Source organism: Rhodoferax sp. MLSD5-FHT05B10 (assembly GCF_058793415.1).
The window spans coordinates 77397-95173 of sequence record NZ_JBXAFT010000003.1 but is presented as its reverse complement, the minus strand read 5'-3'; the positions used below and the strand labels follow the sequence as shown (position 1 = coordinate 95173).

The 17777-nt window shown below is 60.1% G+C and carries 24 protein-coding genes and 1 tRNA gene; 6 read left to right on the top strand and 19 right to left on the bottom strand.

Going from position 1 to position 17777, the window contains the following annotated elements; translation table 11 throughout:
- Nucleotides 1–36: 36 nt before the first annotated feature.
- The 3 genes from AC1Q5W_RS05640 to lptF are packed head-to-tail and all read right to left on the bottom strand — an operon-like array spanning nt 37 to nt 2635.
- Nucleotides 37–420 (bottom strand): sirohydrochlorin chelatase, encoded by a 384-nt coding sequence (locus AC1Q5W_RS05640; RefSeq protein WP_492643164.1) that lies wholly within the window; start codon nt 418–420, stop codon nt 37–39.
- A complete protein-coding gene (gene lptG, locus AC1Q5W_RS05635) occupies nt 417–1523 on the bottom strand; it encodes an LPS export ABC transporter permease LptG (protein WP_492643163.1) in 1107 nt (368 codons plus the stop codon). The genes AC1Q5W_RS05640 and lptG overlap by 4 nt, the downstream gene beginning before the upstream one ends.
- A complete protein-coding gene (gene lptF / locus AC1Q5W_RS05630; protein ID WP_492643162.1) occupies nt 1520–2635 on the bottom strand; it encodes an LPS export ABC transporter permease LptF in 1116 nt (371 codons plus the stop codon). The genes lptG and lptF overlap by 4 nt, the downstream gene beginning before the upstream one ends.
- A 23-nt stretch (nt 2636–2658) precedes the next feature.
- Between lptF and AC1Q5W_RS05625 the strand changes: the two genes are divergently transcribed.
- The 6 genes from AC1Q5W_RS05625 to AC1Q5W_RS05600 all read left to right on the top strand — a co-directional run bounded on the left by AC1Q5W_RS05625 (nt 2659) and on the right by AC1Q5W_RS05600 (nt 7710).
- On the top strand, nt 2659–4104 hold the full coding sequence (locus tag AC1Q5W_RS05625) for a leucyl aminopeptidase (protein ID WP_492643161.1): 1446 nt from the start codon (nt 2659–2661) through the stop codon (nt 4102–4104).
- A complete protein-coding gene (locus AC1Q5W_RS05620; protein ID WP_492643160.1) occupies nt 4101–4538 on the top strand; it encodes a DNA polymerase III subunit chi in 438 nt (145 codons plus the stop codon). Before AC1Q5W_RS05625 ends, AC1Q5W_RS05620 begins: the two co-directional genes overlap by 4 nt.
- Complete coding sequence (locus tag AC1Q5W_RS05615) at nt 4538–4828, top strand: hypothetical protein (protein WP_492643159.1); 291 nt, start codon at nt 4538–4540, stop codon at nt 4826–4828. Before AC1Q5W_RS05620 ends, AC1Q5W_RS05615 begins: the two co-directional genes overlap by 1 nt.
- Before the next feature lie 143 nt (nt 4829–4971).
- Nucleotides 4972–6168, top strand: a complete 1197-nt coding sequence (locus AC1Q5W_RS05610) for a branched-chain amino acid ABC transporter substrate-binding protein (RefSeq protein ID WP_492643158.1) — start codon at nt 4972–4974, stop codon at nt 6166–6168.
- Between the two features lie 106 nt (nt 6169–6274).
- A tRNA-Ser gene (locus AC1Q5W_RS05605) sits at nt 6275–6364 on the top strand.
- A gap of 176 nt (nt 6365–6540) precedes the next feature.
- Nucleotides 6541–7710 carry a tyrosine-type recombinase/integrase gene (locus tag AC1Q5W_RS05600; RefSeq protein WP_492643157.1) on the top strand — a complete coding sequence of 390 codons (1170 nt, stop codon included), beginning with the start codon at nt 6541–6543 and terminating at the stop codon, nt 7708–7710.
- 144 nt (nt 7711–7854) lie between these two features.
- Here the strand turns inward: AC1Q5W_RS05600 and AC1Q5W_RS05595 are convergent, their stop codons facing one another.
- The 16 genes from AC1Q5W_RS05595 to AC1Q5W_RS05520 form a co-directional block, all read right to left on the bottom strand.
- A complete protein-coding gene (locus AC1Q5W_RS05595; RefSeq protein ID WP_492643156.1) occupies nt 7855–8859 on the bottom strand; it encodes a hypothetical protein in 1005 nt (334 codons plus the stop codon).
- Complete coding sequence (locus AC1Q5W_RS05590) at nt 8856–9431, bottom strand: hypothetical protein (RefSeq protein ID WP_492643155.1); 576 nt, start codon at nt 9429–9431, stop codon at nt 8856–8858. The genes AC1Q5W_RS05595 and AC1Q5W_RS05590 overlap by 4 nt, the downstream gene beginning before the upstream one ends.
- A gap of 49 nt (nt 9432–9480) precedes the next feature.
- Nucleotides 9481–9969 (bottom strand): hypothetical protein, encoded by a 489-nt coding sequence (locus tag AC1Q5W_RS05585; RefSeq protein ID WP_492643154.1) that lies wholly within the window; start codon nt 9967–9969, stop codon nt 9481–9483.
- Nucleotides 9966–10619, bottom strand: a complete 654-nt coding sequence (locus AC1Q5W_RS05580) for a hypothetical protein (RefSeq protein ID WP_492643153.1) — start codon at nt 10617–10619, stop codon at nt 9966–9968. Before AC1Q5W_RS05580 ends, AC1Q5W_RS05585 begins: the two co-directional genes overlap by 4 nt.
- 64 nt (nt 10620–10683) lie before the next feature.
- Nucleotides 10684–10929 carry a DUF7220 family protein gene (locus AC1Q5W_RS05575; RefSeq protein ID WP_492643152.1) on the bottom strand — a complete coding sequence of 82 codons (246 nt, stop codon included), beginning with the start codon at nt 10927–10929 and terminating at the stop codon, nt 10684–10686.
- A complete protein-coding gene (locus AC1Q5W_RS05570) occupies nt 10926–12335 on the bottom strand; it encodes a DNA cytosine methyltransferase (RefSeq protein ID WP_492643151.1) in 1410 nt (469 codons plus the stop codon). The genes AC1Q5W_RS05575 and AC1Q5W_RS05570 overlap by 4 nt, the downstream gene beginning before the upstream one ends.
- Nucleotides 12332–12997: a hypothetical protein gene (locus AC1Q5W_RS05565; protein ID WP_492643150.1), complete on the bottom strand. Its 666-nt coding sequence runs from the start codon at nt 12995–12997 to the stop codon at nt 12332–12334. Before AC1Q5W_RS05565 ends, AC1Q5W_RS05570 begins: the two co-directional genes overlap by 4 nt.
- 103 nt (nt 12998–13100) lie before the next feature.
- The gene (locus tag AC1Q5W_RS05560) at nt 13101–13475 is read right to left on the bottom strand and encodes a KTSC domain-containing protein (protein WP_492643149.1); all 375 of its coding nucleotides are present in this window, start codon (nt 13473–13475) and stop codon (nt 13101–13103) included.
- A gap of 24 nt (nt 13476–13499) precedes the next feature.
- Entirely contained in the window at nt 13500–15296 is a 1797-nt protein-coding gene (locus tag AC1Q5W_RS05555) for a YqaJ viral recombinase family protein (protein WP_492643148.1), read from the bottom strand.
- A complete protein-coding gene (locus AC1Q5W_RS05550) occupies nt 15293–16180 on the bottom strand; it encodes a hypothetical protein (protein WP_492643147.1) in 888 nt (295 codons plus the stop codon). Before AC1Q5W_RS05550 ends, AC1Q5W_RS05555 begins: the two co-directional genes overlap by 4 nt.
- The gene (locus tag AC1Q5W_RS05545) at nt 16155–16283 is read right to left on the bottom strand and encodes a hypothetical protein (protein ID WP_492643146.1); all 129 of its coding nucleotides are present in this window, start codon (nt 16281–16283) and stop codon (nt 16155–16157) included. The genes AC1Q5W_RS05550 and AC1Q5W_RS05545 overlap by 26 nt, the downstream gene beginning before the upstream one ends.
- A 181-nt stretch (nt 16284–16464) precedes the next feature.
- A complete protein-coding gene (locus AC1Q5W_RS05540; RefSeq protein ID WP_492643145.1) occupies nt 16465–16866 on the bottom strand; it encodes a hypothetical protein in 402 nt (133 codons plus the stop codon).
- On the bottom strand, nt 16863–16991 hold the full coding sequence (locus AC1Q5W_RS05535) for a hypothetical protein (RefSeq protein WP_492643144.1): 129 nt from the start codon (nt 16989–16991) through the stop codon (nt 16863–16865). The genes AC1Q5W_RS05540 and AC1Q5W_RS05535 overlap by 4 nt, the downstream gene beginning before the upstream one ends.
- Nucleotides 16988–17371, bottom strand: coding sequence for a hypothetical protein (locus AC1Q5W_RS05530; RefSeq protein ID WP_492643143.1), 384 nt, complete (start codon nt 17369–17371; stop codon nt 16988–16990). Before AC1Q5W_RS05530 ends, AC1Q5W_RS05535 begins: the two co-directional genes overlap by 4 nt.
- Complete coding sequence (locus AC1Q5W_RS05525; protein WP_492643142.1) at nt 17368–17577, bottom strand: zinc finger domain-containing protein; 210 nt, start codon at nt 17575–17577, stop codon at nt 17368–17370. The genes AC1Q5W_RS05530 and AC1Q5W_RS05525 overlap by 4 nt, the downstream gene beginning before the upstream one ends.
- Nucleotides 17574–17777 (bottom strand): hypothetical protein, encoded by a 204-nt coding sequence (locus tag AC1Q5W_RS05520; RefSeq protein WP_492643141.1) that lies wholly within the window; start codon nt 17775–17777, stop codon nt 17574–17576. The genes AC1Q5W_RS05525 and AC1Q5W_RS05520 overlap by 4 nt, the downstream gene beginning before the upstream one ends.

The following is a 17777-nucleotide window of genomic DNA, read 5'->3' as shown; positions in this document are numbered from 1 at the left end:
TAAAGGTGAAATTCATTATGCCGCAAACGCGTTGTTTCAGGGGCTGTCCAAAGCCATGTGGGCCAGCAACTGCACAAGGCGTGCATCCTCGCCGATGGCGGGCTGCAGGGTGAACTGCACCACGGGGTGTTGCTGCCGCAGCTGCGCGACCAGAACCGGCAAATCCTCGCGGGCGTGTTTGCCAACGCCCAGGAACATGGGAACGATGGTGATGGACTGCACGCCGGCGTCCACCAGGGTAGCGACGGCAGCAGCGAGGTCGGGGGCGCTGAGCTCCAGGTAGGCGCAGACCACCGGTGTGTGTGTCGACAGGGTCGCGATGTGCGCGGCGACGGCTTCCATGGGTTTGTGCCACAGGGGGTCGCGGGAGCCGTGGGCAAACAGCACAATGCCCCGGCGCGGGGTGGGAGGGGTTGTCATCGTCGTATCACCAGCCACATGAATGCCGTCAGGGAGACGAAGGAATAAATCAGGCCCGGCAGGGCGGCCGTCAACCAGGGTTGCCAGCCTTGCAAGGCGCCGAGATCGCCCAGCACGTTGTTGAGCAACACGAAGCTGATACCGGCCATGACGCCGCCAAACACGTAGGTGGTGATGCTGCCCGAGCGGAAATGCAGGTAGGCAAAGGGCAAGGCCAACACGACCATCACCAGACAACTCAGGGGATAGAACACCTTTTTCCAGAACTGGATTTCGTATTTCTGGGCCGACTGGTTGTTGGCGTTCAGGTGGCGGATGTACTGGAACAGGTCGATAGTGCCCATGCGTTCGGGCCGCAACACCGCTGCTGCCACCATCTCCGCGCTGATCTGGGTTGGCCAGCGGAACTGGTCGACGAAGGTGCGGTCCACCCGCGAGCCCTTGGCATCGCTGGTGGTGAACTCGGTGCGGTCCACTTTCTGCAGCAGCCAGTCGTCATGCTCACCGAAGCTGGCTTGCTGGCCCAGGGTCATGGAGATCAGATGGCCCTGGTTGTCGAATTCGAAAATGCGGACATCCCGCATGCTGGCGTCCGGGGCCAGTGCACCCACGTTCACGGCGTAGCTGCCGTAGGCCTGCTTTTCCTTGAGCCAGGCGCCGGTTTTCCCGACGGTGATGCGCCCCTGGTAGCGTGATTTGAGGAGCTGGGCCGTTTTGTCCGCCAATGGCGCAACGTAGTCGCCCACGGCGAAGGTGAAGAAAACGAAGCCCAGTCCCAGCACCAGCAGGGTGCGCAGTGCCCGCCAGGGGCCCAGGCCGCTGGTGCGCAGGATGGTGAATTCGGAGCTCTGGGCGAAGCGTGCCATCACGAAAATGGTGCCGATCAGCACCGTAATGGGCAGCAGCTCATACAGATGGCTGGGAGTCATCAGGGCCACATAGAGCAACGCCTGCACGGCGGTGTACCCGGTGGCGCTGTGGCGGCCCACGGCCTGCAGTTCTTCAACAAAATCGAAGAAGTAGAAGAGCGTGGAGAACCCCAGGGTCACCAGCGCTACCGCCACGACCATTTCGCCATAGATCAGCCGACGGATGGTTTTCATGGGGAGGTGGTCCGTGCCGGTGTGGCGGTGTCAGGTTTGCGGGGGGGGCGCACGATCCAGTTGTTGTGGCGCTTGGCCAGCCACAGCAGGCCCAGCATCAAGGCCCCGCCATGCACGGCCAGCAGGTACACGGCAAAGTGCACCTGCCCGTTTTCAATCCAGCTCTTGCCCAGCACCAGCAGGTTGAAATACACCACAAACGCCATGAATGCGAAACCCATGTTGGCGCTGCGCCCGACGCGGGGGTTGGCGCCAGCTGCGGCCAGACCGATGACGATGAAATTGATGGCGGCCAGCGTCAGCCCGGCCCGCCAGGCAATTTCGGCCAGGTGGCGGGGTATGGGGGCCTTGATCAGGTCCAGCGTGGTCATGGAACTGGTGGGCACGTAGGTTCGGGTGGACTGGTCATCTGCACCCACGCGCACGCCGTAGGAGTTGAAAACGCTGACGGTGAGGTCGGGTTTGCCAACCGTCTTTTCCAGCCGTTGGCCGTTTTCCAGCACCAGGAACTTGTCGGCTCCGATGACTTCCACCTTGCCGCTGCGGGCTGACGTCACGGTTTCCTTGCCCTGCTCGTTGGTTGCAATGAAGACGTTGCTGCCGGCCTGCTTGCCGCTGGCGTCTTTTTCAACGAAGAAAACCCGGTCACCACTGGCCGACTCCTGGAACTGGCCCGGCTGGATGCGGGCGATGTCGCTGCGTTTCTCGTAGCGGTCGCGCATGTCCTCGATGCGCCCGAAAGCCCAGGGCAGAATGAAGAACGCCAAGGCCATGATGACCAGCAGAATCGGCCAGGAAAAGCGGAACAGCGGCTTGATGAGGGATGCCAGGCCACGTCCGCTGCCAAACCAGATCACCATCTCGCTGTCCTTGAACATCCGTGTCAACACACTGACGACGGCAATGAACAGGCTCAGGGACAAAATCGTGGGCATGTCCGAGAGTACCGTGTAGCCCATGATGAGCATGACGTCCGCCGGGTTGAAGGTGCCGCGTCCAGCCTCGCCCAGCGTGCGGATCAGGGTCATTGTCATCACCACCGTCACCAGCACCACAAGGGTTGCGCCGAAACTGCGTGCGAGTTCTTTGCGGATGGAGGAATGGAATAACATGGCGAGGAAGGAAAACCCGAATTATGAACTTTGAACTCAAACCCCTGGGGCTCGTTGGCGTTTCCAGCGAAAAGTGTGATGCCCTGATTGTGCTGGTTCCGCAAACTTTCAAGGGTGCCAAGGACGATTTGTCGGTGCTGATCACGCAGGCCATCAAGTCGACCGATCTGGAGACCAAGCCCGGCAAGATGCTTGCGCTGTACCGGCCCATGCAGGCCAACGCCGCACGCGTGGTGCTGGCTGGCGTGGGGGACGGGTCTGCCCGCCAGGTGCGTACGGCACTTCTGGCGGCTGTGGCGTCGGTCAAGTCACCGGCGTTCAAGAAACTGCTGGTGTGTTTTGCCGCACCGGCCCGCGAGGAAGCCATCCGCGCCGCCGTGCTGGCGGTGGCCGATGCCACCTATGCGTACACCCACACCAAGTCCAAGCCCGAAGCCCGCATCCTGCAGAAAATCGTGCTGACGGCCACGAATGCCACGGAAGTCCAGGCGTCATTTGACCGTGCCGTGGCTGTTGTGGCCGGGGTGGAGCTGGCCAAGGAATGGGCCAACCGCCCAGCCAACCATGCCACCCCGGTGGCGTTGGCGCAGGCGGCGGAGAAGCTGGCACAACTTCCCAAGATCAGCTGCGAGGTGCTCGGCCCCAAGGAGGTTGCCAAACTGGGCATGGGGTCCTTCCTGGCAGTGGCGCAGGGCTCCGAGCAACCCCTGCGCTTCGTGGTGCTGCGCTACAGCGGCGCGGCCAAGTCCCAGGCGCCCACCGTGCTGGTGGGCAAGGGCATTACCTTCGATAGCGGAGGCATTTCCATCAAGCCGGCCGCGGAGATGGATGAGATGAAGTTCGACATGTCCGGTGCAGCCAGCGTGCTGGGTGTGTTTCGGTCGCTGTCGCTGCTCAAGCCCGCAATCAATGTGGTGGGACTGATACCCGCCTGTGAAAACCTGCTTAGCGGCCGTGCGGTCAAGCCCGGCGATGTGGTGACCAGCATGAGCGGCCAGACTATTGAGATCCTCAACACCGATGCCGAAGGCCGGCTGGTGCTGTGCGACGCGCTGACCTACGCGGAGCGTTTCAAACCCGCAGCGGTGATTGACATTGCCACGCTGACCGGTGCGTGCATGGTGGCCCTGGGCGCGGTGCGCAGCGGCCTTTTTTCCACGCAAGAAGCACTGGGCAGCGCCCTGTTTGCCGCGGGCGAGGCCTCGCAGGATCTGTGCTGGCGGTTGCCTTTGGATGAAGACTACGCGGAGGGGCTCAAAAGCGGGTTTGCCGACGTGGCCAATGTGGCCGGACGGGCGGGGGGTGCCATTACCGCGGCCAAGTTCTTGCAGCGGTTTGCAGAGAAATTCCCCTGGGCCCATCTGGACATTGCAGGCACCGCCTGGAAAAGCGGGGCGGGCAAGGGTGCCACTGGCCGGCCAGTGGGGTTGCTGGTGGAATACCTGCTGGAACGGACCGGCACCCAGTGACCGAGGTTGCTTTCCATTTTGGTGCGCCCGACCGGCTGGCGTACGTCTGCCGGCTGCTGCGCAAGGCGGTTGGCAGTGGGGCCCGGGTGGTGGTGCTGGCCGACACCGATATGGTGCAGCAGGTTGATGCCGGTCTGTGGGCGCTGTCAGCGACCGACTTCGTGGCCCATTGCACCAGCGACGCCGAGCCTTCGGTGCAGGGACGTTCGCCCGTGCTGCTGGTCACCGATCTGGTGCAGGTGGTCGGCCCGCGGCAGGTGTTGCTCAACCTTGCAGAAGCCATCCCCGAAGGTTTTGACCAATTCGCGCGATTGATTGAAGTGGTCAGCCAGAACGGGGCAGACCGGGATCCGGCACGCCGCCGCTGGAAGCAATACACCGCGCGGGGCTATTCCATTACCCGCCACGATTTGGCCGTGAAAGGTGCCAACTGATGCAGCCGCCCAAGACCTTTCCCCGTTTCTTCCCGACGCTGACGGAAGTCGTCCAGCCCGATGCGCCGCTCCCGGCGCCTGCACCGATGCCAGCGTTCGACCGCGAACGGCTGGTGGAGCAGGTGTTGCAGCGTATTGCGCCGATCGTCGAGGAGCGGTTGCACGAAGCGGTGCAGGCCATGCTGCAAGACCAGGTAGATTTGTTGGCACGCCGTTTGCATCAGGAAATTGAAAGTACCGTCCGTCAGGCTGTGATCCAGGCAACGGCAGAAGACCTGCCCAAAGCCTGAGCCGCAGCGGTATGCCGGGCGCTGCTGGAAAAGCCCTTCTCGGTAACTTCCCTATGCCTGAATCAGGCAAATTGGGGTATTGTGCTGGTTGTGGAATTAATTAATTCACGCTGTTTATCTTTGTTTCTATTTTGGGAGTTTTTATGCAATTCAAGGTGAAAAGTACTTTGACAGTACTGGCTGCAGCAACTTTGCTGGTGGCTTGCGGTAAAAAAGAAGAGGCAGCCGCGCCTGCAGCCCCTGCTGCTGCACCCGCTCCGGCCGCTGCCGCCGTGGTGAAAATTGGCCACGTGGGACCTACCAGTGGTGCGATCGCCCACCTGGGTAAAGACAATGAAAACGGCGCTCGCATGGCCATTGAAGAACTCAATGCCGCTGGTGTCGTGATTGACGGCAAGAAAGTCACGCTGGAACTGATGGCCGAAGACGATGCGGCAGATCCCAAGCAGGGCACGGCTGTTGCGCAGAAATTGGCAGACGCCAAAGTGGTGGGTGTTGTTGGTCACCTGAACTCGGGAACGACCATTCCTGCTTCCAAGATTTACAGCGACGCTGGCATCCCCCAGATTTCCCCCTCCGCTACCAACCCCAAGTACACCCGTCAGGGTTTCAAGACCACGTTCCGCGTGGTGGCTGATGACACCCAGTTGGGTGGCACGCTGGGCAAGTATGCCGTGGGCACGCTCAAGGGCAAGGCCATTGCCGTGATCGACGACCGTACCGCGTACGGTCAGGGCGTGGCTGAAGAGTTCGCCAAGGCCGTGGAAGGTGCGGGCGGCAAAGTGGTTGCCAAGGAATTCACGACCGACAAGGCAACCGACTTCAATTCCATCCTGACCACCATCAAGGGCAAGAAGCCTGATGTCGTGTTCTTCGGTGGCATGGACGCCGTTGCCGGCCCCATGCTCAAGCAGATGAAGTCCCTGGGCATCAAGGCCAAGTTCATGGGCGGCGACGGTATCTGCACGACCGAACTGGTGAAGCTTGGTGGTGACGCCATTGCCGACGACCAGGTGTTCTGCGCCGAGGCTGGCGGTGTCGAGGGTGAAGCCAAGGCTGGCATGGACGAGTTCAAGGCCAAGTTCAAGTCCAAGTTCAATGCTGACGTCCAGGTGTACGCTCCCTATGTGTACGACTCCGTCAAGGTCATGGTCGCTGCAATGGTCAAGGCCGGTTCCTCGGACCCTGCAAAGTACTTGCCCGTGTTGGCCGCCACGACCGACTACAAGGGTGTGACCGGTCCCATTACGTTTGACGAAAAGGGCGACATCAAGAACGGCGCCTTGACGCTGAAGACCGTGCGCGGTGGTCAGCTGATTACGCTGGCCGTGATCCGCTGATTCGGCTGACGCTGTAAAGGGGCACTTGCAAAGTGCCCCTTTTTTTTGTCTTTGCGTGTGCGGCGATCCCAAAGTGGTCCAAAGACAGGTTAAAATAGCAGGCTCTGGAGCGGTGGATGAGCGGTTTAAGTCACACGCCTGGAAAGCGTGCGTGGGGTAAAACCCACCGCGGGTTCGAATCCCGCCTGCTCCGCCAGATATAACGCGCAATCCTCACGGGTTGCGCGTTTTTTTTCGTTTTTTCGTAGCAGAATCAAGCACTTAGGCCCTGCTTGTTTCCATCGGTTTGTAATCATTTCAACTTGTCTGCATGTGTTCACCGCATCAAACGGTGGGCACGAATGTAGGCATTGGCGGGGCACGGAGACAAAAGTGCCTACAAATACGCTGAGTGACAGCAAATGCAAGTCCGCCAAGCCCAAGGAAAAGCCGTACAAGCTGTTTGACGGCAACGGCCTGCACCTGGTGGTGTCTCCTACCGGTAGCAAGCTCTGGCGCATGTCCTATCGACTGGCAGGGAAACCCCAGACTGCGAGCTTCGGGCCCTATCCACTGCTGGGTCTTTCGGATGCGCGCGCCCGGCGCGACGAGCTCCGCCTTGCGCTGGCCAACGGTACGCCAGTCAAACCCGCCAAGAAGGCCGCCAGCCTGACGCTGGAGGATGCCTGCGAGAAATACTGGTCCAGCCGCCTGGACGTGTCGGAGAAATACCGAGCCAATGCAGAGAACGCCCTGAAGCAGCACATATTCCCCAAGCTCGGGAAACGTGCCATTGGCGAGTTGACCCGCGCCGATGTTCTTGAAACCCTGATGGTGATGGACGCCGCCGGCCTGAGCGTGTACGTGCGCAAGACCCGCATGTGGTTGAGCCAGGTATTCGACTGGGCGGTGGAGCATGAGCATGCTGCACTGAACCCATGCGAGCTGATCAACCCCAGGAAAGCGTTTTCCAAGACCACGGTGGTGTCATTCGCAGCACTGGATGTGCAGGACGTGAAGCCATTCATGGAGCGGCTGGATCTGGAGGGCGTGATGCTGTCGGCCCATGCCTGCCGGATGATCGCCCTGTGCTGGGTTCGGACCCAGGAGCTGCGGATGATGCGGTGGACGGAAATAGACGGTGACCTGTGGCGCATACCGGCGTCCACCATGAAGCGCAGGAAAGACCACCTGGTGCCACTGTCCAGGCAGGCCATGAAGCTGCTGGAAAACCTCAAGGCGCGCAGCCGCGGCAGTGAGTATGTGTTCCCCAACGACCGGCGCCAGGACCGGCCAATGTCGGAAAACTCGGTTCTATACCTGATTGGCCGCATGGGCTACGGCAAGAAAATGACAGGGCATGGCTGGCGGACCGTGGCCAGCACCTGGGCGAACGAGGCCGGCTACAACAAGGACGCCGTGGAGCGCCAGCTTGCCCATACCCCGGATGACAAGGTGCGGGCTATTTACAACCGGGCAGAGTATCTTCCGGAGCGGCGGCAGATGCTGCAGGCGTGGGCGGACTGGCTGATGCCTGAAGCAGGCCAGCAGTCACCAGCGTAGACCGGTGCCAGTAGCGGGTCTTCTGGGTAAGCCGCACATCGGGCTCTGGAACTTTCCCGGTCTTGATGGCAAGCCGCAATGTGTTGGGGTGACGGATTCCCAGCAGCTGCATCAAGTCGGCCGGGAAGATGGGGATTTCTGTAGTCAGCATGTGGCGTCCTTCTTGGGGGCGGCTGGGCGCGAGTTCATTACTGTGGTGTCGTCTGCATAAGGACTCGGAGGCGTTTCACCAATGGCGGCGAACACTTCGGGGATGTGGTAGCCAATTGGGTAGTTCGGGAAGCATCTGGCGCGGTGCGCAAGCATTCGCAACAGATCAACGTTTTTGGCACCGGCGGGTGTCGAGTGCATTACTGGGTGGTCGTCGGGGGATGGTTGTGCAGTTGTCGGACTCTTGCACGGCCCCAGTCCGCACAATTTGCATGTACGCGGGTATGGCTTGCCAAGTAAGCGCAGAGTATTTGAGCAACTTGGCTCCCCGGCCGGCTGCGCTGCTGGTGGGCAGGCGTTCTTCTCGCGCAAGAGGGATTCGGCCCATCGTGCGCCGTTGTACCAGCCAACCAAAAAAGCAGTTTCGTTATCTTCTTTTTCGCCAGCTTCGTCGATCTTCTCCTCCGACAGCCCAACCCACGGCAGCGCCTGCCGAACATGCGGATGCACACTGCACCCAGCAAACGCCAGCGCCTCATGCGCTGCACTCTCCAGCGTCGGATATTCCGCCGTGTCCCAGCACTCGGGATAGTGGATGAACTTGGCCCACTCGGTAGGAAGCGCCTGCGGGGCGGGTGGGGTGGTGTCAAAGGTGTACGTCCGACCAAACAGTTCACGTCCAATCGGGTACTCCTCTCCAGCCACGCCGCGCATGATGAGGTCGTCAGGTCTGACTGGTGTGATTCCTTCTCGCGTGCTGACGTGCGTCTCTCCGTGGCGCTGTTCACGGACATGAACGATGATTGGCAGCTTCACGCAAGGCTTCCACTCGTGCCCGATAGCAACCGCCTTCTGCTGCTGCTCGGCCCGCTCTGGCCGCGCGAGGGCGGCGCGGAGAGTGTCGGATAGTTTTTGGCCGTTGAATGTTGCGTCAAGCTCAATGATTTGAAGAGCCCGCTCCACCACATCGCGGCCCAGGGTTATTTGTTGGGCGGTCATGGTTGTTGCTCCCCAGTGGTGGCGGTTTGAAACAACACCGTTTCAAGTGTCTTTCGCACCCCATCTGGTAGTGTCCATCCCTCACAGACCGTACCGACAGCGCTTTCCAGCTCCGCCACGCGGGATTGCAGGGCGTCGCGTTCGTCATCCAATTTCCCTAGAGCCTCGACAATTTCGTTTACTGATTGCGCATAAACCTCAAGGCCAGAACCATCTCCCGGAACAATTGCAAGCAGAATGTTTGTTACCGACAGCGCCTTCAACCGCTCAATCTCCCCCTGCATCTGCGCCACTCGGGCGGCTAGGGCTTCGCGGGTGTAGAGTGGAGTTATCTTGGATGGCGCATCTTCCATAGTCGGATCAATTGATCGCGGAGGAACGAAAACCACTTCTTCGCTGCCATCAGCGTATTTCCAAATCCACGCCACCGGCTCCACATCCATCCCCACCAGCTTGCCTTCAACAGCGCCAAGTGCTGCGGCAATTGCCAGTCGTCCATACTCCACCAGCGTCGTGCCCGGCATACGGTGCGGCATGATCGAGTCGATTTCATCAGCAGTCAGCAAGCTCATTTGAAACTCCTTATGTTCTGCACCGGGATAAAACAGCATCCAACGGCTCTCACATCGAACCCCCGATCAGCTTCACCAGGTGTACCTCCCCCCGGGCGCGCTTGGCCTGAATGGTCAGGATCGCATCGGTAACGGCTGCATAGCCCAGCGCCTCAATCTGCTGTTCGTGCAGGTCCAGCGCGTCCAGCATCTGCTGGCGGCCTGGGCCGTCAAAGTTCCAGGCCTTACCCTTCAGCACGCGCTGGTCTGCGCGCAGCATGGCGTCCTGCGCGTCCAGGGCAGTTTGCAGGTCGCTGGCGCTGCAGTGCTTGTCGGCCAGCACCATGCCCACGTTGACTACGCAGGCCAGCGTGTCGCGGTCGTCTACGGTGAATGTTCCGCGCTGTACGGAGTCGAACGCAATGCGCGCTGCCAGTGCCAGATCGACTTGTTTTTCCTTGGCCATGGGCGCCTGCCCGAATGCTTTAAACACCGGGTTACGGGCAATCAGCTCGGGGCTCTTGTTGGAGCGGTTTTGGGTGAAGTGCATGCGGCTCATGACTTACATTCCTCCAGCGCCTCATCGCGCGCTGTATTGAGTTCGGACATCTTTGCCGGATCACCGCCACGGTCTGGGTGAAATTCGCTGGCCAGGATGCGGTAATTGCGTTTGATTTCTGCCTCATTGGCTGGGCCGTTGCCAAACTCCAGCACTTCGCGCCAGGGCCGCTTCATACCAGCCACAATAGGTGCAGGAAGGGCGGTAAAGCCGGTAAACGCCCGGTCCAGAATCGCTGCGCCGCCGTGCCGCTCGATGGCGCGCATGGCATCAATGGTGGCTGCCAGTGCTGCAATGTTCTGGGCCACCTTGGTGTATCTGTCAATGGCCATGCAGCGATGCTGGCCGCCATCGCGCCAGTACACAGCAGCTCCCGGATCTGCGGGCTCCTTCTCGCCGCTGTAGGGGAGTCCATCCAGGCGAGTGCGGATGTTCGTGCTGATGACGATTTCACCCTCTGGTATTCCGAAGCGATCCAGCTCGGAGAGCAGCCGCTGAATGGCCTGGTTGACGGTGACGTTCTCCAGTGGGCGGTAAGAAGATGCTCCGCGGCTGGATCCTCGTTTGGCAAACCTGCCGTAGTCTCGGCCACCGTCCGGCGTACGCTTCCATCCGACTGGCCACTGCAAGGGGTAACGGGTGGGGGTCATACAGCACCCCGCACACTGATAGCCACCGCCACCGGCCGCACAACAAAATAGTCTTTGATCGGATTCATGAAAGTTCCTGAGCAATGCGCTTGGAGGCACGATGCAACCTGCCGTTGAACCAGCGGCGCAGAACATAGCCCCGGGTGATCGACACCACCATGAAGATCAGGCCAATCTGCAAGTTCTGGCCGAAGGTGAAAGTCGCCCCATAAAATGGATAGACCATCAGTTGCACGGCCAGGTTGATCACGTAGCCAATGGCCGTGTTGGACATGGCTTCGATGAAGCTGGAGACTTTTGACTGGTTCATGCCGCCTCCCTGTGCACTCTGATGATGGAGTCAACCGCCTCAATGCGCTCTCCGATCCAGCGGACATTCGGAACAGCCCAGGAGTTGCCCAAAGCCTTGTATCGCGGCCCATCGGGGCACTGATCTGCAGACTTTCCGCGCCATGGAATAGCGGTGTAGCCATCGTGGAATCCTTGCAGGCGCTCGCACTCGACGGGTGTGAGGCGGCGCACTTGCATGGCCGGGAATACGACATTCGGCCCAAGCGCAGTGTCGCTGCTGTCCACCTGCTTGCCGTAATTGCTGGTGATGGTCTGACTGATGTTGCGAATGGCCACCGCCGGAGCATGCGCCCCAGAAGCCAACGGGTGGCACGGATCTCCAGGCTGCGGGTTGCTATAGTTGGCCTTGCTGGTGATCTGTGTGGTGTCGAATGCCACCAGTTGCTGGTCAGCTTGATGACCCGGGCTGTTTGTCTGCCCGCCACCTCGACTGGAGCGCGCAACGATGGTCCCGGACACCTCTGGCGCGTAGGCAACTGGAACCAGCGGGGTTCCGCGCCCAGTTCCGTCCTCGCTGGCGTCGAAGCCTTCGCCGCGCAGGGTGTGCGCCGGCTGCACCAGGAACGTTTCTGACTCAAAGTCCATCCTCCCGCTGGCGCTGGCGCATGCGTTGCGGGCTGTGGCTACGTCAATCGGCCCAGCCTGGTTATTGCCACCAAATGCGATCAGGTGGCTGTGCCCGTGGTTGGCGTCCTGTCCGCTGCATCCCTGGAGCCGTCCGAAACTTGCGTCAAGGCTTGATACAGGGCGGTAGGCAGTTGCTTTCCCCTTTTCTCTGCTCGGCGCAGGATGCCCCTGCAGGCTGTGGCGCTCAAAAAGAACCGCTGCGGCAGCACGCCAGTCTCTAAAACATCCGACAACGAACACACGGCGGCGTCGTTGGGCCACTCCGAAGTACTGAGCGTCAAGAACCCGGTAGGCGAACCCATACCCGAGCTGGCCCAGCATCCCGAGGAAGGCTCCAAAATCCCGTCCTCCGTTTGATGACAGTACACCGGGTACGTTCTCCCAAACCAACCACCGGGTCCGATACTTTGCAGCAATGGCACCGAAGGTAAGCATGAGGTTGCCACGAGGGTCATCCAGTCCTTTTCGCAGTCCTGCGACACTGAATGACTGGCAGGGTGTTCCTCCGCAAAGAAGGTCAATTGCATGGTGGGTCCAGCTTTCGTATTTGGTCATGTCGCCGTGGTTCGGAACGTCGGGATAGTGGTGCTTGAGAACAGCACAGGGGAAGGGTTCGATTTCAGAGAACGCCACGGCTTTCCATCCCAACGGCCCCCAGGCAACGCTGGCGGCTTCTATGCCACTGCACACGCTCAAGAAACGCATGTGCGCGTGGCGCAGATCGACAGCTTCCATCATGATTGCGTACCTGCGCCCAGCGCCTCTTCCGGCGTCTTGGGGAATGGCCAGCCACCAGAACCATCACCACCGGCATCACTACCGTCCACAGGCTTGGGGTTGGGGTCAGCAAACGGGTTTTCCATGGTCTTGATGGAGCCTTGCACGTCTGCCAGAACGGGGGCAATCAAGGTCACCTGGATGTTGTGCTGCACCAGGCCGGCCAGCTTGCCCAGAATGCGCTCGTCCACCTTGGAGTTCTGGACTCGAAAAGCCAGCTCCACGGTGCCGCCTTCTTTGGGCTCCACCGCGAAGTTGTTGATGTCGCAAGACTCCAGAATCAGGTTGGAATCACCGCCCAGGCCGTAGTCAATTTCCAGCCGGTAGCCGGCGCCCTGGTGCTCCCATTTCAGGGGGCCGCCCAGTTTGGGGAATTTCAGGTTGGGCAGGTTGGTGACAGGATCAATGCCATCGAGTTCACCCTGTTCGTCGCCACTGGTTTCAGCCTTGAAATACAGGCTGCTTTTGAGGTCGGAATGGAACTTGTCCAGGATGTCGTTGGAGGCGTCGATGTTGATCTTCAAGTCAACGGCGGGGACCAGCTCGGCTCCGTGCTTTTCGCTGCGGACGTTGACGCTGGCCAGCTTGGCTTTGACAAAGGCTGTGAATTCAAATGCGGGCATGGTGGTGCTTTCGGGCTGAGGTGAATTGGTGGAGCGGCTTACTGTGCAAACCAGTGCGGGGAGAAACACACCGGAAGGTAGGGAGCTGCCGCCCCGTAAAGGGTTAGGCCGCCAGGGTCTGGGGTTCGTCAACCGAAACGGCAGATTCGTCAACCTGGGTGGAAGACTTGTCAACCTGGTCGGCAGGCTGCACGATGGTCGTTGCGTCAGGTGCGAACTTCTCAAACGGCAACTGCTTGATGTGCTGGCCGAAGAACTTTCCAACCGATTCCGACTGCATGAAGTCGTTGTAGGTCTTCTGATCCACGTTGGGGTAGTGGTAGATCGCGCCCTGACCGTGCATGAAAGTGACGGCCAGCGTCTTGGTTTCAGGGTCGTAGCCGATGGCCTTCACCTGGTTGCTGGTGACGGGCGTCAGAGGAATGGCGGGACGGGGCGTGTCGGTAAAGGCTTGGGCAGGTTTGAATTCGCTGGACATGGTGATCTCCTGGTGGTTTCGGGTTCAGGTTGGATAAGCGGCCTGCAGGTCGCTCACTTGGGTGATGTGCTGAATAAGCGCTTCGCAGATCGCAGGGAAGTCGCATTCGCGGTACAGTTTTGCGGCCTTGTCGGTTGCGACGTGGACGAAGCCCAGCTCTGCCAGGCCGTCTGCAGTCAGGCTGATTGGCGCCAGGCGCTCATTGATCTGGCCGAGCTTCATGCGCGCGCCGTCGTCTTCCTGGGCGGCCGGGACCATGGCCTTGCGCACGCTGGAGGGCATGAGGCTCGCCACGGATTCATGGGTGATGGCGGATACGGCCGGTCCGGGCTGCACAATTGGTGTCGTCGTGCGCGCTGCAGCGACCTCGCTCTGGCGGAGTGCCAGCGCTTCAGCTTCTTCTCGCTCACGCTCCACGCGGGCGGCTTCGGCTTGCTCGGCTGCTACCTTCTCGCGCGCTGCAGCTTCGGCCTTGGCCTGCTCTTCCGCCAGGATGCGCTCGCGCTGCGCCTCTTCCTTGGCAGCTTCGGCGGCTTTGTGGGAGGAAATTCGGTATTCCACCAAGGCGGTCAGATCGTCGTTTGCCTTGCCCACCAGTTGTGCGGTGTCGGCAAACAGGAAGGCGTGTTCGCTGGCCAGTTCGCGCAGGGTCGCCAGATTGGCTTGAATGCGGTCCGCGGCTTCATTGGCTTCTATCTTGCAGCGGGCCAGTTCAGTTGCCACCTTGTCCTTCATGCTGTCCAAGCTCTTCAACCCCTTGACCACGCCCTGAAAATCAGCCGTGATGCTGGGCATATAGGGCTTGCCAAGGCGGTCGTTCAACTTGCGGACATGCGTCACCAGATCGGCGGCAGCATCGCTCACGATGGCCGTGCGGCGGTTTTCCTTCTCAGCCTTGACCAGCTTTTCGATCAGCAGGCGGTTGGTGCGCGCAGTTTCCATGTAGAGGGCCACAGTACGTCGCATGGTGTCGATACTCGGCGTTTTTGCCAGTGCGCTGGATTCTTCAGATGCCAGCATGTCCTCTGCACGCTTCAACTCCTTGGCATCAGCCTCAAGATTCGCAAAGTCTTGGTCAGTCTCTGGCTGCTTGTTGATACGGGCCACAAAAGCATTCAGTTTTGCTCCAAATACATCCAAGTTGTCCACCAGGGCAATGGAGCCGTTCACGGTGATGCTGACGGCTGGCAGACCCAACTGGGGCGCGGCCACGGGAGCAACGATTACCTCGGGCGGGACGTAGGCGGACAGGTCTTCGTTGAACTGTGCCCAGCCTGCAACGATCTTGGCGCGCAGCTTCGGATCAGATGCATACCAGCAGTGGCGTTCCTCCACCAAGGTGTCATCGTCCCATTTGGATGCCATGAACAGAATGCGTTCGGCGCCTGAAACCATAAGTTGCTGCTCCATCTGCACTTGGTACTGCAGAGGAAGGTCATAGCCATTACCTTCGTCACGCATGGCAGCTCGCAGTTCGTCATTCAAGGTTTTGTGTTCAAACCCAGTGTCTTCGGCCATAGTCAGGCCATCAAAGCTGGCGCTGTACTCACACTCGGATCCAACTACCGGATAGAGGTCTTCGCCGATGATCTTCTCGGCCAGCGGGCGGGCCAGGGCTTCAATGCGGTGGCCTTCGTCAAACCGGCGCTGGGTAGCAGCATCCACGGTTGGCGTCTGGAGAGTCGCCATCTCATGCAGCAACTGCGAACGGGTTTTGTAGGCGCTGCAGCCCATCATTGCCGGTGCATCGCTGGCATTGAAGTAGTTGAGACGGTAGGCGTGCCACTCGGGGCTTCCTTGGATCAGGTCATGGGTTTTCATTCTTGGTCTCCTTTGTTAGGTGCGGGAACAATGGTGGCGCGCACCATTGCCATTTGGTCTTCCGTCATTTGGGATACCTTGCTGACGTTTTGAATGATTTGGTCGGCGGTCTTTTTGCCGGACTCAATCAGGCCGCGCCAGATCGGCAAGTTCTTGGCAAAGGCGTCATCGGTGTACATGGGCAGAGGTACTGACCCGGCTGGTGTCTGTTGTGCAGGTTCATCACCATGGCGGGTCAGGTGGTCACGCAGCGCGTCGTCCATGTCTTCCAGGTCCTGCGCGAAGCAGTCGCTGGCAGCGGTGACATTCAGAACCATGGCCATCTTGGCGCGCTTGTTCGCCATCTTCAGGATGGTGTTGGCCAGGTCTGCAGGCTCGGTGCGGATCTGTTCCTGCTTGTAGGTTGTTCCGCCCTTGCCCCGGGCGTGCTTGACGCGGCGCATGTTGGCCGGCGTTTCATCGAACTCTTCCTTGCAGATGGCCTTGCGCCATTTGTACTTTTCTTCGCCGCTGGATGCTTCGCCCAGCCCGGATCCCATCACGGTTCCGGTGCCCTGGTGCACACCAATGCAATTCACCCGATAGCGTACGATGTCCGGGGTGGACATATCGGTGACTTCGTAGGTATCTGCGATGCGGAAGACCATGCAAAGAACCTCGGCACCGGCCTTGTACAGGGTTGGTTTGTCGGTCCCCGGAATCTTGCCGTAGTGCACTTCAGGCTTCATTACGGCGCGCATCACCTCCTGCACCACGGCGACATGCTGGATGATGTCGGATACAGCCATGCGGCCCTGGGATTGGGCGGTAAGCGCTCCGGCTGGTTGTTCAAGTTTCACGACTGTGTTCATATTCAGCTCACTTGGTTGGTAAAAGAAAGTCAATCCACCCGCTCTCAAACAGGCCGTAGAAGGTCAGCACAGCAATGAAAAGCAGGGCGATGAATGCCATCAGGACAAGCGGAGCCCAGAAAGCGATTTGCTCCATGGGTGATGGGCTTGGCTCTGGATCTGGTTGGCATCGAGTTGCACGGATAGGGCAGTTGTCGCCCTGGGTGCACTGGCCGAAGGAATCACAACAGTTCACAGCACTCTCCCAGCCCGTTGCCAAGCATTGCGCAAGGTGAAGCCACGGCTGCGCCAGTAGCGGAAGCTCTTGATGAACTTGATCATGCTGTCCCCAGTCGTGTCATTGATGCCTTGACGCTGCCCAAGCTTTTGCGCATTGCTTTGCGCTCTTGAATTGCGAGGTGGGCGGCGTAGCAGTGCGGGCACTCGACGCCATGCACTTCGGCTGTGACCGCTTGATAAACAAGGCCACCCTCGGTGTATTGGGTTTCCTCGACGACCTCAGGCGTGTACCAAGTCCAAAGGTGCACATCGTTTTCGCGACCCTTCTCGTCCTCCATGCGCGGACGAATCCAAGAGCCGTTGTCGTCCAAGAGACCGCGCTGGCCAGAGAAGCCGCGGCATTGATCCATGCTGTCGCCAATTCGCTTCTTTGCATCAGCGATGCCGCGGGTCAGCGTGGAATAGCTGGTGACCAGCTTGATTGCTGTTTCGGGCTTCATGCAGGCCTCGCACTTCCGCCGCGGTGCAGCGGGTAGGCCTCGCGCACTTGGTCAATGGCATCCCAGCTACTGGTGGCGGTAACAGTCAGACGCATGCCTGCGATGCGGACGAGGTAGCGGTTCATGGGTGCACCTCGCGGTGGCGCAGCTTGAAGGCCTGCTTCTGAACTTCCTCCCAGAGCTCCGGGTCTTGGTCGATCACCTTGCGGCCGATCGACAGCAGCTCCAGCGCGCGGGCGCGGTGCGGCTCACCAGCACCTTCCTCGACGGAATCAGCACCTGCCTCTTGGCAGTCGTGATAGTTGATAAGGCTTTCAAGGCCTATCAGGTCGGCCAAGATGTGGCGTTGTTCGTGGACCGATAGCACTGCGGCTTCGATGTAGTCGCGGATCACCTTCATGTCGCGTGCATCGCACTCGGCAGTGGCGCCATTGAGGCGGCTCGGGTGCAGCGGCGTGCACATGCGGTCCAGTGCTTGCGTAACTTTTGCGGGAACGATGTTCATGCGGCACCGCCTTCCGCTTTGGCGATGGTTTCCCGGGCGAGATCCATACGTTTGCTGTGCACATACATGCGCGGCAACCCAGTTGGAGTGACGCATCGCACGCCAAGCGCCGCAGAACAGAGCGGGCACACGTGGCGCAATGCGGAAAGCGTTCCTGTTCCAGGCTTTACGACCTTGTGGCGCTCAGCTTTGTTGATGGCGCTCACAGCACACCCCGCAGAGATTCAGGCAGGGCCTGTTCGAGGCGCACGGCACGTTCGGCATTGCGCTGGGCATAGCCGTCTGCCTGCTTGTCCTGGTGCATGGCGTCGTCAATGGCGCTGGCTTGGTCTTCTCGGACGATCTGGTGCACCACAGAACCGGATGGAGCCATTGGCAGCAGGGCCCGGGCGAGGGTGGCTGGCAT